This window comes from Bradyrhizobium sp. Ce-3, from assembly GCF_022835695.1.
GTDB lineage: Bacteria > Pseudomonadota > Alphaproteobacteria > Rhizobiales > Xanthobacteraceae > Bradyrhizobium.
This window is the reverse complement of sequence record NZ_BQUV01000005.1, coordinates 98,395-111,949: the sequence shown is the minus strand read 5'-3', so window position 1 is coordinate 111,949 and position 13,555 is coordinate 98,395. Positions and strand designations below refer to the sequence as shown.

15 protein-coding genes are annotated in these 13,555 nt (G+C 63.7%); 4 read left to right on the top strand and 11 right to left on the bottom strand.

Features of this window, described 5'->3' with window-relative positions:
* Nucleotides 1–127 precede the first annotated feature (127 nt).
* Entirely contained in the window at nucleotides 128–526 is a 399-nt protein-coding gene (locus tag BRSPCE3_RS18355; protein WP_244067402.1) for an EF-hand domain-containing protein, read from the bottom strand.
* 199 nt (nucleotides 527–725) lie between these two features.
* On the opposite strand from BRSPCE3_RS18355, the gene BRSPCE3_RS18350 reads away from it, so the two are divergent.
* From BRSPCE3_RS18350 to BRSPCE3_RS18335, 4 genes are all read left to right on the top strand, one after another.
* Nucleotides 726–971 (top strand): hypothetical protein, encoded by a 246-nt coding sequence (locus BRSPCE3_RS18350; protein WP_244067401.1) that lies wholly within the window; start codon nucleotides 726–728, stop codon nucleotides 969–971.
* Nucleotides 972–1,201: 230 nt separating this feature from the next.
* Nucleotides 1,202–2,866, top strand: a complete 1,665-nt coding sequence (locus BRSPCE3_RS18345; protein WP_244067400.1) for a methanol/ethanol family PQQ-dependent dehydrogenase — start codon at nucleotides 1,202–1,204, stop codon at nucleotides 2,864–2,866.
* 34 nt (nucleotides 2,867–2,900) lie between these two features.
* Complete coding sequence (locus BRSPCE3_RS18340) at nucleotides 2,901–3,230, top strand: c-type cytochrome (protein ID WP_375709925.1); 330 nt, start codon at nucleotides 2,901–2,903, stop codon at nucleotides 3,228–3,230.
* Entirely contained in the window at nucleotides 3,227–4,159 is a 933-nt protein-coding gene (locus BRSPCE3_RS18335) for an ABC transporter substrate-binding protein (RefSeq protein WP_244067398.1), read from the top strand. The genes BRSPCE3_RS18340 and BRSPCE3_RS18335 overlap by 4 nt, the downstream gene beginning before the upstream one ends.
* Nucleotides 4,160–4,175: 16 nt before the next feature.
* On the opposite strand, the gene BRSPCE3_RS18330 is transcribed toward BRSPCE3_RS18335, so the two are convergent.
* From BRSPCE3_RS18330 to BRSPCE3_RS18285, 10 genes are all read right to left on the bottom strand, one after another.
* Entirely contained in the window at nucleotides 4,176–5,084 is a 909-nt protein-coding gene (locus BRSPCE3_RS18330; protein ID WP_244067397.1) for a flagellin, read from the bottom strand.
* A gap of 16 nt (nucleotides 5,085–5,100) precedes the next feature.
* Nucleotides 5,101–6,882, bottom strand: coding sequence for a flagellar hook-associated protein FlgK (gene flgK, locus BRSPCE3_RS18325; RefSeq protein ID WP_244067395.1), 1,782 nt, complete (start codon nucleotides 6,880–6,882; stop codon nucleotides 5,101–5,103).
* 27 nt (nucleotides 6,883–6,909) lie between these two features.
* Nucleotides 6,910–7,365 carry a flagellar protein FlgN gene (locus tag BRSPCE3_RS18320; RefSeq protein WP_244067394.1) on the bottom strand — a complete coding sequence of 152 codons (456 nt, stop codon included), beginning with the start codon at nucleotides 7,363–7,365 and terminating at the stop codon, nucleotides 6,910–6,912.
* A gap of 19 nt (nucleotides 7,366–7,384) precedes the next feature.
* On the bottom strand, nucleotides 7,385–7,636 hold the full coding sequence (locus BRSPCE3_RS18315) for a hypothetical protein (protein WP_309296316.1): 252 nt from the start codon (nucleotides 7,634–7,636) through the stop codon (nucleotides 7,385–7,387).
* Nucleotides 7,636–8,925: a flagellar hook protein FlgE gene (flgE, locus tag BRSPCE3_RS18310; protein WP_244067391.1), complete on the bottom strand. Its 1,290-nt coding sequence runs from the start codon at nucleotides 8,923–8,925 to the stop codon at nucleotides 7,636–7,638. Before flgE ends, BRSPCE3_RS18315 begins: the two co-directional genes overlap by 1 nt.
* 19 nt (nucleotides 8,926–8,944) lie before the next feature.
* A complete protein-coding gene (locus BRSPCE3_RS18305) occupies nucleotides 8,945–9,616 on the bottom strand; it encodes a flagellar hook assembly protein FlgD (RefSeq protein WP_244067389.1) in 672 nt (223 codons plus the stop codon).
* A 238-nt stretch (nucleotides 9,617–9,854) separates the two neighbouring features.
* On the bottom strand, nucleotides 9,855–10,361 hold the full coding sequence (locus BRSPCE3_RS36115; protein WP_309296315.1) for a hypothetical protein: 507 nt from the start codon (nucleotides 10,359–10,361) through the stop codon (nucleotides 9,855–9,857).
* 94 nt (nucleotides 10,362–10,455) lie between these two features.
* Nucleotides 10,456–10,911: a flagellar export chaperone FliS gene (fliS, locus tag BRSPCE3_RS18295; protein ID WP_244067387.1), complete on the bottom strand. Its 456-nt coding sequence runs from the start codon at nucleotides 10,909–10,911 to the stop codon at nucleotides 10,456–10,458.
* Complete coding sequence (fliD, locus tag BRSPCE3_RS18290) at nucleotides 10,911–12,617, bottom strand: flagellar filament capping protein FliD (RefSeq protein ID WP_244067386.1); 1,707 nt, start codon at nucleotides 12,615–12,617, stop codon at nucleotides 10,911–10,913. The genes fliS and fliD overlap by 1 nt, the downstream gene beginning before the upstream one ends.
* A gap of 63 nt (nucleotides 12,618–12,680) precedes the next feature.
* Nucleotides 12,681–13,505, bottom strand: coding sequence for a flagellin (locus BRSPCE3_RS18285; RefSeq protein ID WP_076859051.1), 825 nt, complete (start codon nucleotides 13,503–13,505; stop codon nucleotides 12,681–12,683).
* Nucleotides 13,506–13,555 lie beyond the last annotated feature (50 nt).

Below are 13,555 nucleotides of genomic sequence, written 5' to 3'. Positions count from 1 at the left end.
CGCCGATAAGCAGACCCGATTGCGCCAGCCAGGTCTTGCCCAAGAGCGAAATCGCAACTTTTTTTGTTATGCGCGGAATCCAGCGTCAATATCTGGAATCCGCCCGGCGAGGCTCGCCGGCAAGCCCCTATTTGAGCAGGCGCAGCAGAGCGCGGCCGGCGCGCGACTTCAGCTCTTTCGCGTCCAGCGTTCCGTCATTGTCGGGATCGGCGGCCTTGAAACGCTGCTCGACCACCGCGAGGTATTCGTCGAGCGTCAGGGTGCCGTCGTGATCCGGATCCGCCATTTTGAGCTCTTTCGCGGTCAGCCGTCCGCGCAGTTCGCGCACATCGAGCGTGCCGTCGTGATCGGGATCAAGCTTTGCGAACAGATCGGCCGCCGCCTTCTTGGCTTCGGCAAGATCGACCGTGCCGTCATTGTCCGGATCGAGCATCTTGAGCGCGCTGCGACCACCTGATCCGGCCAGAGCGGGACCTGACAGAACGGCAGCAGCCAAAGTCAAGGCAAGCGATCGGCGCGAAATCATCATTCGTCTCCCTCAAGTGCGCTCGTCCGAAGATGCGGAGCGTGCTCTGCGATCGAACCCTAGCATAGCAGCTTCAACCAAGCTTCCCACAGTTCGTACTCCGCGAGGCCCTGTCGGGTTTCGGGTGGCAAGTGACGGCCGGCTCGATCATCAGTGGTGGTCTGTTGACTGCATCGCACCAGGACCAGCGGGGTGACCCATGAGCGATATTTGCAGGACTACATTGGGCTGCCTCGTTGCACTCGGCCTGATCGTGCCCGCGTTCGCGCAGAACGCCGCCCCTGCCCGATCGGCGGAGACGGTCCAGCAGCGCTCGCTCACCGGCAAGGAGCGGCTCGGCCGCAAATGGACCGACGAGCAACGCATCGACAATTGCAACGTGCCGCCGGACAAGCGGGGCACCAAGCCGCGGCCCAGTGCCTGTCCCCACGCGCCGTCAAGCTGATTGAACCGTTCGCGCTGCGACATAACGGCGGTCCGCGCCTGGTGTTGAGTATTCCACGCAGCGGTAAGCCACGGATGCATTTGCGAAAACCTGACGAGCTCAACAAGTCTCCCGCGTTGTCTTGGGGGTTCGTTCACGTTTTCGTATTGACCCGTTTTGCTTTCAGGCGGATGGTTCCGCCCGCAACGTCAGGAATAGGCGTGCAGAAAAAGGTTCATTGGGAGGATAGGATGAGACGCATTGCGCTGGCCGCAAGCCTCGTGATTCTTGCATCGTATGGTGCAAGCGCCCAGACCAACGAGCAGTTGGTCAAAGGGGCGACCGATACATCGAACGTTCTCAATTATGGCATGGGTTACAATCTTCAGCGCTTTTCAACGCTGAACCAGATCAACAAGGACACCGTCAAGAATCTGGTGCCGGTCTGGAATTACAGTTTGAACGACGACCGCAGCGAGGAATCGCAGCCGCTCGTCTATCAGGGCGTCCTCTACGTCACGACGCACAACGCCACGATCGCGGTCGACGCCAAGACCGGCAAGCAGATCTGGAAGACCAAGGTCGAATATCCCGCCGAGACGCCGCGTATCGTCTGCTGCGGCATCATCAACCGCGGCGCAGCGCTGTATGACGGCAAGCTGTTCCGCACCACGCTCGACGCCAATGTGATCGCGCTCGATGCCAAGACCGGCAAGGAGCTGTGGCGCGAGAAGGCGGCCGACATCAAGGAAGGCTACTCGATGACGGTAGCGCCCTTGGTCGCCGACGGCGTCGTGATCACCGGCATCTCAGGCGCCGAGTTCGGCACCCGCGGCTTCATCGACGGCTGGGATCCCGCAACCGGCAAGAAGCTGTGGCGGACCTACTCGATCCCGACCCCGGACGAGCCCGGTGGCGATACCTGGAAGGGCGACACCTGGAAGCTCGGTGGCGGATCGACCTGGATCACCGGCTCCTACGACGCCGAATTGAACACGGTATATTGGGGCATCGGCAATCCCGGCCCGTTCAACTCGGCAGTGCGTCCGGGCGACAACCTCTATACCTGCTCGGTGCTCGCGCTCGATCCGAAGACCGGCAAGATCAAGTGGCATTACCAGTTCTCGCCGAACAATCCGTTCGACTATGACTCGGTGGCCGAGATGGTGCTTGCCGACATGAACGTCGAGGGCAAGCCGACCAAGGTGCTGATGGACGCCAACCGCAACGGCTTCTTCTACGTGCTCGACCGCACCAACGGGAAGCTGCTGGCGGCCAATCCCTATGTGAACGTCAACTGGGCCACCGGCGTCGACATGAAGACCGGCCGCCCGATCGAGACCGACGTCGCCAAGGATGCGCGTGACGGCAAGAAGGTCACGGTCTATCCGTCGATCCTCGGCGGCAAGAACTGGGAGCCGATGTCGTTCAATCCGCAGACCGGCCTCGCCTATGCCAACACGCTCGCCTTCGGCGGCCACTACAAGTCCGAGCCGGTGACGTTCAAGCAGGGCGAATGGTATCTCGGCATGGACCTCACCGATCCCTGGGAATGGGGCACCGGACCGCGCGGCCATCTCAAGGCGATCGATCCGATGACCGGCAAGGCGAAGTGGGAAGCGCCGAGCGACATTCCGCGCTTCTCCGGCGTGCTCTCCACCGCCGGCGGCGTGGTGTTCTCCGGTCAGCTGACCGGCGAATTCGAGGCGTTCGACGCCGACACCGGCAAGAAGCTCTGGCAGTTCCAGACCGGCTCGGGCATCGAAGGACAGCCCGTCACCTGGCAGCAGGACGGCGTGCAGTATGTCGCCGTTACCTCGGGCTATGGCGGCGTCTATTCGCTGTTCTCCGGCGACGAGCGGCTTGCCAAGGTGCCACCCGGCGGCTCGCTGTGGGTTTTCGCGGTGAAGAACTGAGCGCGGAGCCCACGTGACTGAAAGAGTAACCCTGTTGACGGCGGCGATCTTCGCCGCCGTCGCGGCGGCCTTGATCACATTGATCCCGGCGGCCGCACAGCAAACCAGTGCAATCGATCTTCAGGGTCAGACAGACCTGGGCAAGGTCACCTATGCCAAGAACTGCTCGCATTGCCATGGGCCCAACATGGTCAACTCCGGCACCATCACGCCGGACCTGCGTGCCTTTCCCGACGACAAGACGCGTTTCGTGACCACCGTGAAGCAAGGCAAGAACGGCAAGATGCCGCCCTGGCTCGACATTCTGAGCGAGCAGGAGATCGCCGACGTCTGGGCCTTCGTGTCGAGCCGGAGGACCCCATGAGGGCCCTCGTTGCGGCAGCGACCGCCCTGCTCCTCGCCATGGCGGCGGCGCAAGCTGCCAACGATCCGCTCAAGGTTTGTCTCGACGAGGACCTCCCGCCGCTGTCGGCGCATCATCGCGGCAAGCCGGATGCCGGATTCGACGTCGCGCTCGCGCAGACCATTGCCGAGCGGCTTGGACGGCCGCTCAAGATCCAGTGGTTCGAGAGCAAGCTCGACGAGGATTCCAGCCCGGCGCTCGAGGCCAATGCGCTGCTGTCCGACGGGCTCTGCTCGCTGGTCGGCGGCTACGCCTTCACCACCGATTCGCTCAAGGTACCTGGCGTCACGACGGCCAAGCTGCCGGACTTCGACGGTGCCACCCGCGATGATCGCCGTCGGCGGATCCCGATCGGGGTGCTGGTGCCAAGCCAGCCCTACATCTATTCGCCGATGACCGTCGTGCTCGGTGCCAAGGCCAAGGACAAGCTCAAGGACCGCAAGATCACCGATATCGGCGATCTCGCCGGCCTGCGCCTGACGATCGAAAGCGGCACCCTGGGCGACGCCATTCTGATGACCTTCGACAAGGGCAGGCTGATCGACGACATCACCCACCTCGTTCCCGGCCGCAGCGACCTGCTCGGAGAGCTCGAGCGCGGCGAATTCGACGCGACGCTGCTCGATCTGCGCCGGTTCGACGCCTACCGCGCCGATCATCCCGATACGAAGATCACGGCTTCCGGCTACTACTACCCGATCGGGGCCAACCGCGGCTACGTCGCCCTCGAGACCGACAAGGCGCTGCTCGACGCCGTCAATAAGGTGCTGTCCGACCTGCAGTCCAAAGGCGCCATCGCCGAGCTCGGCAAGGCAGCAGGCCTCACCTGGCTGCCCCCGCGCGAGCCGATCATCCTCGGCGATGTCTGGCTGAAGATCCTGAACCGATGACGCCGGCGGCCGCCCGCTATCGCAGATAGCTCGCCAGATTCATGCTCTGGATCTTGGCGATCGCCGAATAAGACGCCGTCAGCTGCGCCTGATAGGTCGAAAGCTGCGCCGTCACCGCGGCAACGTCGACACTGGTCAGGTTGGTCGACAGGGTCTTGGCAAAGTTCTGGTAGTCGCTCTGGTCGGTGCTGGCGGTCTCGATCTGCGACGCCGCGGTCGACAGTTTTGCCTGCACCGTGGACGTTGCGTCCAGCGCATTACTGGCGAGGTCGAGCGCCTGCGAGATATCGCTCGACGACAGGGTCGTGCTGTTGCCGACATATTTCAACAGCCGCATGACCTGCTCGAAGGCCGGATTGTCGGCGGTGACGCCGTAGGAAATCGACTGGCTGTCCGAAACGCGCACCGACGCGATCTCGCTGTCGCCCTTGTAGTAGCTGGTGTCCGATGTCGTCAGCGAGCCGGTGCCGGTGTCGAAGCTCGACAGATCGGCCGGGGCCGTGTCGGTGCGGGCGCCGCTGAAGACATATTCACCGTCATACTGGGTGTTGAGCAGTCCCTGCATCTGCGCCATCGCCTGCTGGGCATAGTTGATCACCGATGCCGTCGCCGTGCTGCTGCCGGTGGTGGCCGCGCTGAGCTGGGTGCGAAGCTGCGTGATGATGTCGTTCACCGAGCCGACCGCCGAATACATCGCCTGCACCTTGTTGTCGGCAAGGCTGCTGGCATCGATGTAGGACTGGGCGCGCGTCACCGAGACCTGCAGATTGATCACGCGGCCGGCGCCTGAACCGTAACCGCCGAAATCCTCGGATTGCAGCCCGGAGGACTCCTGCACCTGCTCGTTGGCCATCACCGCCTGCACCCGCAGCGCGCTGGATATCATCTGATCCGACTGCGCGAAGGTGGCAACACGCATCATCATGACGACGACCTCACACTCAGCTTGCGCTCATCGCGGTCATCAGCGCCGAGAACATGGCGTTGATCGCCGTGATGATCTGGGACGCGGCAGCGTATTTGTTCTGCAACGAACTCAGATTCGCGCTTTCCTGGTCAATGTTGACGCCGGACTGCGACGACAGCGAATTCGCGTAGGTCGACTGCGCGGTCTGCTTTGCGGTGTAGGTCGCCGACGCCTGGCTCGCCTTGCCGGCGACGTTGGCGACGATTGCAGCCGCATAGTCGGTGAAGGAGCCGGTGGTGGCGCCGAGCCCACCCGCCATCGCGAAATTGGTCGAGCCCGTCAGCGCGCTCGAGAGCGCGTTCACCACCGTTGCCGAACCCGATGACAGCACCGAGCTTGGGACCGTCAGCGTCGATGACGCATCGAGCGTCGCGGTCGGCAGCGCCGCCGTTCCGCTCAGGATATCGCTGCGCACCGCGATGTTGGAGGCGCTGGTCCCGGTGATCAGGTCGTTGAGCCCGAAATAGTCCGAAAATCCCTCGCCGGGACTGCCAATCGAGCTCGTCATCTCGTTGATGGCGACGCCGTTGCCGGATCCGGTCGCCGAGATCGTCAGATGTCCGTTGGAATCGATCGAAGCCGTTAGGCCGGGCACGTTGCTGTTGATATCGCTGACCAGCGCGCCAACCGTCGTATCAGACGAGATATCCAGATCCTTGTAGGAGACCAGATTGCCGCTCTTGTCCGTAACCGCAATCCGCACCGTGCCGCTCGCCGACAACGGCGTTGCGTTGCTGACGGTGGCGGTGCCGGTCAAGGTCGCCGGCGGCGGCAGCGACGTGCCCTGGTTCGACACGGCGTTGACGGTCGCGGTCAGCTGCTGGGCAAGCTCGTCGAGCTGCGACTGCGCGGCCGGCAGCGTCTGGTCGCGCAACGTGATCAATGCGCTGACCTTGCCGGAGGTGATCTGCGAGGTGATGTCGACCCCGTTGACGGTGATGGCGCTGAAGCCGCTCGTCGCCGATCCCGCGGTGTACGTCGTTGACGCCGTGACGCTGGACGCCGGCGTGTAGCCCAGCGGATGCGCCGTGCTGTCGACCAGAGCCTGTCCCGAGCCGGTATAGACCTGCACGTCGCCGCTGGAGTTGGTGAAGTAGCTCACATTCATTTGCGACGCGAGGTCCTGCAGCGCGCTGTTGCGCTGGTCCTCGAGATCGGCGGTCGACTGGCCCGCGGCCGCTTCCTGCTTGATCTGCTTGTTGAGGTCGGAGATTTGCTGCAGGTCGGAATTGATGTCGGTGACCGACGAGGCGATGTCCTGGTCGGCATTGGAGCGCAGTTTCTGGATGCCGCTGGAGGTCTGCTGCAGCTGATCGGTGACCGCAGCGAGCGCACTGACGGCGTTCGCCTGCAACGAGGCACTGCTCGGCGTGCTCGCCAGCGAGGACAGCGCCGATTCGAATGCCGCAATCGTGTTGGCCAGCGAGGTCCCCGTCGTGGAGCTGCCGCTGCTCGACGTGCTGCCATAGAGCTGCTGAAGCTCGGTCAGGTAGCTGTTGTTGGTGTCGGCGGCGCCGAGATCGGAATCGGCGCCGACCAGCGACTTCAGCAGCAATTTGTCGACCGTGCTGGTGATCCCCGAGATCGTGACGCCGGTGCCGACACCGCTGGTGACGCTGCTGCTCTGGTTGGCGGTCTTCTCGGTATAGCCCTTGGTGTCGGCGTTGGAGATATTGGCCGAGGTTACGCTGATCTGCACCTGCGTGGCCGACAGCCCGCTGAATGCGATGCTTCGTGCGATATCGAGCGACGACACGGCCTGATCCCTCCGGCGCCGGCCCGATCAGGCCCGCACGTTGGTGCCATAGGACATCGCGGGCGTGACGCGACGGCCGCCGGCCCCATAAGGCGAAACGTTGGCGATCTGCTCGCGGATCGCCTGCATGATCGCCTCGATCCTGCGGTTGCTGGCGTCGATCGCCGCACGCAGCCGCATCACGTTCTCGTCCATCGCAACCCGCAGCTTCAGGATCCGATCCATCAGCTGCTCACGCAGCACACGGTCGTGGACGTTGAGGTTTGCGGTCTGGCCGACCGCCTCCGCCACGCACTGCTCGAACAGTGTGGCAAGCCGGTTCTTTTCGTCGACCTGCTTCAGCCGCGAGGCCGGCAGGCCCTTGGCGAGCTCGACATTCTCCTCGTTCACGATCGCGATCAGATTGTCGATCAGCGTGATCAACGACCTTGCGCGCTCGTCATTGCCCGCGGGATTGATCTTGATGTTGCGTTCCGGTGTCATGTCATCGCTCCCGTTCAAGCTAGTGTCCGCGACGCAGGGCGCGAACCGATTGCGCGCTGCGCCCATACGCGGTGATGGCGGTTACCTGGGCCGTGGCCCGGTTGAATTCCTGGTCGAGCCGTACGCATTCGCGCATCAGCTGATCTCGCAACGTTCCGACGTCGTCGAGCAGCGCGGTGATCTGTGCCCGATCGTTCGGCTGGACCGCAGCGGCCCTCATCTTCAGCCGCTGAAGCCTGACCAGAAAACGGTCATTCTTCTTCTCCGTCATCATCGCGACACCGCCGAGATCAGCGTATCGAACATCTTGTCGACGGTGGTGATCACCTGCGATGCCGCCGAATAGGCTTGCTGCGCCGAGATCATGTTGGAGAACTGGCCGCTGGTGTCGGTGGTGCTCGATTCCAGCTCGCTGCCGTAGATCGTGCCGGCGCCGTTGCTGCCCGAAGTCTGCAGCGTGGCGTTGCCGGATGCGGCCGTCGCCGAGTACATGCCGTCGCTGGCCGCGTTCAATCCGTTGGGGTCGCTGAAGGTCGCGACCGCGATCTTGTAGATTGCGATGGTCTGACCGTTGGAATAGGTGGCGTCGACCACGCCGCCCTTGCCGATCGCGATGCTGCTCAACTTGCCGTAAGGCAGGCCGTCCGACGTGATGCTCGTGAGGTCGACGGCCGGCGTGGTCTGGCCCGACGAATATTGCGTCAGGCCGTCGGTCTTGCCCGCCGTACCGAGATTGAGCGTGATGGCGGTACCATTGGCGGTCGAGCTGTCGGCCGCGCCATCCTTCCAACCGGTGATCGAGATGGTCGGCGGGCTCGGGCTTGTCGAAGCAAGCGAACCATCGCTGTTGAAGGTGATATCCACCGTATCGGTGATCGCGTTGGCGCTGGCCGTGGTGGAGTCCGACGCGAGCTTGGGCTGCTCGAAGCTGGCCTGCCAAGTATTGTCGGCGGTCTTTTTCCAGTCGATCTGGATCGTGCTCGCCGTACCGAGCGAGTCGTAGACCGTCATCGAACTGTTGTAGGTCGCGCCTATCGCTGCATCGGCCGGCAGGTTCGCCGCGACGGTGGTCTTGGTGGTGGCACTGCCGCTGGTCGAGGCGACCTGCGTGTTGATCGGCCCGAGACTTGCGGCAGAGGCATTGCCGATGATGTTGCCTTGCGCGTCGGTGCGCCAGCCCTCGAGGTAGTTGCCGTTGTTGACGAGGTAGCCCGCGTTGTCGGTGGTGAACGCGCCGTTGCGCGTATACGAGGTGGTGCCGCCGGTCGTCGCGTTGGTGGTGACGAAGAAACCGCTGCCCTGGATCGCAACGTCAGTGGCGTTGGTGGTCGCGGCCAGCAGGCCTTGCTGGCTGATATTGGCGCGGCCGGACACGTTGACGCCGCCGGACGTGTACGAGGTGGCGCTGTTCGACGCCGTCACCAGATCTTCGAACATCGCCGACGTGGTCTTGTAACCCGTGGTGTCGGCGTTGGAAATGTTGTCGGAAATCATTGCCAGCGATTGGCTCTGCGCATTGAGCGCCGAGATCGCCGAGGAAAGAGCACCAGTGAGACTCATGATAATACTCCGGAAGCAATCAGGACGTGACGCCGATGATGTTGGCGGCGCTGACGGGGACACCGTTCACCAGCAGCGAGGGCGTCGAGCCTGAGGCATCGATCCCGGTCACCGTTCCCGTCATCGTGGTGTAGCTAAGCAGCGAGTTTCCGGCGGAGTCGGTCGCGGTCACCTGGATCGTGTACTGGCCACCGTCCTTGAGCTGGGTGCCGTCGGAGGTCTGGCCGTTCCAGGTGAAGGTGTTGGAGCCGGCGGTCCCGGTCCCCTTGCCGCTCCACACCGTGTTGCCCGAAGAGTCCTGGATCGTGATCGCGACATTGGACGCGGCCGAGGTGAGCGAGTAACCGAAGGTCGCCGAGCCGTTGGTCAGCTCCGCGGTGTTGGTCTTCGCCTCGACGGTGTGGCCGATATAGTTGACCGAGTTGAGCGTCACGAGGCTCGAGAACGAGCTCGCCAGCGACGTCATGCTGGCGTTGGTCGATTGCTGCTCGGTGAAGTTGGCGTAGGAGGTGAGCTGGTTGATGAAGTCGGTCGTGCTGGTGGCGTTCAGCGGGTCCTGGTTCTGCAGCTCGCTGACCAGCAGGTTGAGGAAATCGGTCGAGCTCATCCCCATCGACGCACTGGTCGACGAACTCGACGACGAGCTCGAGGCGGCGGAGGCTGCAGCAGAGGTTGCCGAGGAAACGGTCATGACAAGGCTCTCTTCGCCGCGGGTAAGGCGACGGAACGCGTTGGAACATTGGGATCGTGAAGTCGTTCGCAGATAAAACGGATGACGCGCCGAATTCAGGCGCGGATTCATCCACCTGAAATCATTTGATTAATCGGCAGATTTTGCCGATCGGCCGCAGGCATGCGAGGCGTGCAGATGTGCGCAGGCCGAGCGGCCGCGGCGCAGCGCGAAGTGCAGTAGGAATGATGCGGAGAGCTTACAGCGAGAGGCTGATCGGCAGCTCCGGCTCGCCGAGCAGCAACGCCGGCGGCATCAGCGCGGGCAACAGGCAGAGCGCCAGCAACAGCGCCGGCAGCACCTTGCCCGGCTGGGTCGATTCGTCCGCAGCTTGCGGCTCGATCGCCTGATCCTCGGGCGGGGCCGGCTCCGAGGCCGGCTGTTGGGGCAGTTTTGCCGCCGCGATCACGATACGGTCGACGAGGCCCTTGGGTGCGCGAACCGGCGGCGCCGCGATCGCCCGGCGGACAGCGCTCGCCGCCTCATAAAGCGTCCGCGCCTCGGCCGAGGATGCAAGCAGCTGGACGGCGGCAAGACGTTGGTCGTCGGGCCAACGGGACAGATCCTCCCCCAGCCGGTCGATCAGGTCTTCGAATGTCGCAACGTCCATCCCGCGTGCAGATCCCGCCTCGTCGCCAAGGCTGTCATAAAGCATTCGCGGGACGGCGGAAATCAATTTCCGCCGCCGTAGCGTCAGGTCCAGCATGATGCTCACCGAGCGGCCTTTTTCCCCAACAGGACGCCCGCCCGAGCGCCCTGCCCCTCCCGGCGAACCGGGGTTCGCCGGCCGATTCGCCCGCTCAGCGGCCGGCGGCCGATTCGAGCGTCTTGTCGAGTGTCTTGTCGAGCGTCTTGGCCTTGGCGGCCTTGCCGGCGGTTGCCTCGACGAACTTCCAGGCGTCGCGGAGTTCCGTCAGGCTGGCGATGATGCGCCGGAAATTCTCCCGGGCGTGCGGCCGGCCGTAGGAGCGCAGGCACGCCATGATCAGCGTGTTGTAGGTCCGGAACAGGCGATCAGCCATCGCGCCGCCGCGGGTGACGTCGAGATGGTGGCTCAATCCGCGCAGGATCGCGGTCGCCCGCGTCAGATAGGTGTGGCCCTCCTCGAAGCGCTTCGCTTCGTGCGCGTCCAGCGCCTTCTGCAGCAGCGTGATGGCGCCGTCGCAGAGCATCACCACCGCCTTCAACGGCGGCACCGCAACCGCGGCGGATCGATAGGCATTGTTGGCGAGGTAGGCAGTTGCGTTCTGGGTCATCAGTTACTCGATGCTGAATCTAGGAGTGCTTTCAGGTAGCCGAGCGTGTTGTTCGCGCTTTCGATGGCGGCCTGATAATTGGCGTATTGAACCTGCAGCTGCGCCTTGAAGGTCGCCGCGTTGCTCTGGATGTCGCTGACCTGGGACTGCAGGTCGGTATCGCGCGACTGCAGATTGGTGATCATGGTCTGCAGCTGACCGCTGGTCCCGGAGCTGGTGTGCGCGAGCTGATAGAGCTGCGTCGCAAGGCCGGAGGTCGACGTCACGGTGACCGACTGCGATGTCGAGCCGGTATAGGTGAATGCCATGCCGGCGTAGATCGTGCCCGAATTGCCGATGATGGAGTTGCCGACCACCGAGAAGCCGGAACTGTCGCCGCCGACCGAAGCACCGGTCAGCGTGCCGCTCGAATCCACCGTCACGTCGAGCGTGAAGGATTGCGGCGAGGTGCCGGTGTTGACGACGTTGAGCTGACTGGACGACGTGGTCGTCTGCGCCGACAGCAGCCTGGTGACGCCCGCGAGATTCTGCGTCAGCACGGTCGAGAGGGTGCCGGTGTCGAGCTGCAGCTCGTTGTTCTCGTTGAATGACAGGCCGAGATCGGCCATCGTCATGCCGCCGACGGTCCCGCTGAGCACCTGCTGAAGCTGGGTCATGAGATCGCGCATCGTGCTGTCGCCGAACAGCACCGCACTCGAAGCCGCCGTGCCGTCGGAGTTCTGCGCGGATTGCGCGATGACCTGGTCGCGAAACGCATTGTAGTTGGTGACGAAGGTCTGCAGCGCCGTGGTGATCTGGCTGGTGTCGGTCGATATGCTGACGTTCAGGCTGGTGCCGCTCGGGGTCGGCTGCAGCAGGTCGAAGGTCACGCCGGAGAGAACGTCGGAAATGTCGTTGGTGTTGCGGGTCAGCGCGATGCCATCGAGGGTGAATTCCGCGGCCTGCGACTTCTGCAGCACGTCGGCGAAGGCCCCGGATGTGTCGGTGACGCCGAGCTTGTTCAGGATGTCGTCGCCTGACGTCGACGAATAGGTGATGTCGGCGGCGTCCTGGGTTCCGGTCAGCACCATCTCGTACGACCCGCTCGACACCTGGACGACGGAGGCCTGGACATTGGTGCTCGAGGTCTGGGCGTTGATGGTGTCGACGATATCCTGCATCGTCATGCCGCTGGTGATCGAGATCGCCGTGCTGGCGCCGCCCGCCAGCCCCAGCGAGAACGTTCCGGAGAGCCCCAGTGCCGTCGACGCGCTCGACTGCGAGGAGCCGATCACCTTCTGCGCGGTCGCGAGCTGGGTGATCTGCAGCGTGTGGTCGCCGGTCGCCGAGCCGCTGTTGACGCTCATGTTGAGCGCCGACGAGGCGCTGACGTCACCGGTCGACGAAATGGTCGCGGAGCGCGTGGCGAACGCGTTGGTGGCAATCGAATTGATGATCGACGTGCTGAGCGACGACAGCCCGCTTGCCAGCGTCGACAGCTCGGTCTGCAGGGATTGGTAGGCGGTGACCTTGGCCTGGTTCGCCGTGATCGTCGTGGTGATCGAGGTCGCTGCGGCGAGTTTGGCATTAACCTCCGCCTCGATCAGGGCATCCCAATCGATGCTGGTCGAATTCGTCGTGCCGGTCGTTGTCACCGTGCTGGCGGAACTCGACGACGTCGTGCTCGATGTGCTCGAGGTGCCCGAGGTGGCGCTGCTAACCGTCATGTCGACACTTCCGCCGCAAAAGGAATCGGGCCGGCATCATGCCGGCCCGATTTGTCTTTCGAATTAGCCGAGCAGCTTCAGCAGGTATTGCGGCATCTGGTTGGCCGCCGTTTCCGCCGACACCGCGGCCTGGGTCTTCACTTCGGCCGAGGACAGCGTCGCCTGCTCAGCCGCGATATCGACGTCCTTGATCGCCGAATTGGCCGACTGCAGGTTCTGGGTCTGGGTCGAGATCGAGTCGGCGCTGAAGTTGAAGCGCGATTCCTGGGCACCGATCTCGGCACGGGCGGACGACACCGTGTCGATCGCGCTGTCGAGCGCCGACATCGCACTGGTGGCGCTCGACAGGCTGGAGACGTCGAGCGAGGTCACGCCGAGCGAGGACGCCGTCAGGCTGGTCAGCGTGATCGTGATGGTGTCGGCCGAGGTCGAACCGACCAGCACCGAAACGCCGGAGGAGAACACGCTCGAACCATCAAGCAGGCTCTGGCTGCTGTAGCGGGTGCCGGAGGCGATGGAGTCGATTTCGCCCTTGAGCTGCGTGAATTCCGAGTTGATGTAGGCGCGGCTGGAGTCGGCCACGGTGCCGGAGGCGGACTCGGAAGCCAGCGACTTCATGCGGGCCAGGATGTCCGAGATGTTGGAGGCGCCGCCGTCGGCGGTCTGCAGGATCGAGGTCGCCTGCGCCGCGTTGGTCGCGGCCTGCTGCAGCGTCGTGATGTCGGAAGAGATGCGGGTCGAGATCGCGAGGCCGGCGGCGTCGTCGGAAGCGGAGGTGATGCGCGAACCGCTCGACAGCTTCGACAGCGCGCTGGTTTCCTGCATCGAGTTGATGTTGAGGTAACGGACCGCTGAGTTGGCGGCAGTGTTGGTGGAAATTGCGGGCATGAGTAGCTCCTGTGCTGATGGGGCATGGCATGCCGCATCGTGAAAAAGAG

What these genes read in the sequence shown, in the direction of transcription:
- BRSPCE3_RS18345 (WP_244067400.1), top strand. Translation starts at nt 1,202, where the DNA reads ATGAGACGCATTGCGCTGGCCGCAAGCCTCGTGATTCTTGCATCGTAT.
- BRSPCE3_RS18320 (WP_244067394.1), bottom strand. Translation starts at nt 7,365, where the DNA reads ATGACACCGGAACGCAACATCAAGATCAATCCCGCGGGCAATGACGAG.
- flgE (WP_244067391.1), bottom strand. Translation starts at nt 8,925, where the DNA reads ATGAGTCTCACTGGTGCTCTTTCCTCGGCGATCTCGGCGCTCAATGCG.
- BRSPCE3_RS18330 (WP_244067397.1), bottom strand. Translation starts at nt 5,084, where the DNA reads ATGATGATGCGTGTTGCCACCTTCGCGCAGTCGGATCAGATGATATCC.
- fliS (WP_244067387.1), bottom strand. Translation starts at nt 10,911, where the DNA reads ATGACCCAGAACGCAACTGCCTACCTCGCCAACAATGCCTATCGATCC.
- fliD (WP_244067386.1), bottom strand. Translation starts at nt 12,617, where the DNA reads ATGACGGTTAGCAGCGCCACCTCGGGCACCTCGAGCACATCGAGCACG.
- BRSPCE3_RS18335 (WP_244067398.1), top strand. Translation starts at nt 3,227, where the DNA reads ATGAGGGCCCTCGTTGCGGCAGCGACCGCCCTGCTCCTCGCCATGGCG.
- BRSPCE3_RS18350 (WP_244067401.1), top strand. Translation starts at nt 726, where the DNA reads ATGAGCGATATTTGCAGGACTACATTGGGCTGCCTCGTTGCACTCGGC.
- BRSPCE3_RS18355 (WP_244067402.1), bottom strand. Translation starts at nt 526, where the DNA reads ATGATTTCGCGCCGATCGCTTGCCTTGACTTTGGCTGCTGCCGTTCTG.
- BRSPCE3_RS18305 (WP_244067389.1), bottom strand. Translation starts at nt 9,616, where the DNA reads ATGACCGTTTCCTCGGCAACCTCTGCTGCAGCCTCCGCCGCCTCGAGC.
- BRSPCE3_RS36115 (WP_309296315.1), bottom strand. Translation starts at nt 10,361, where the DNA reads ATGCTGGACCTGACGCTACGGCGGCGGAAATTGATTTCCGCCGTCCCG.
- BRSPCE3_RS18315 (WP_309296316.1), bottom strand. Translation starts at nt 7,636, where the DNA reads ATGACGGAGAAGAAGAATGACCGTTTTCTGGTCAGGCTTCAGCGGCTG.
- BRSPCE3_RS18285 (WP_076859051.1), bottom strand. Translation starts at nt 13,505, where the DNA reads ATGCCCGCAATTTCCACCAACACTGCCGCCAACTCAGCGGTCCGTTAC.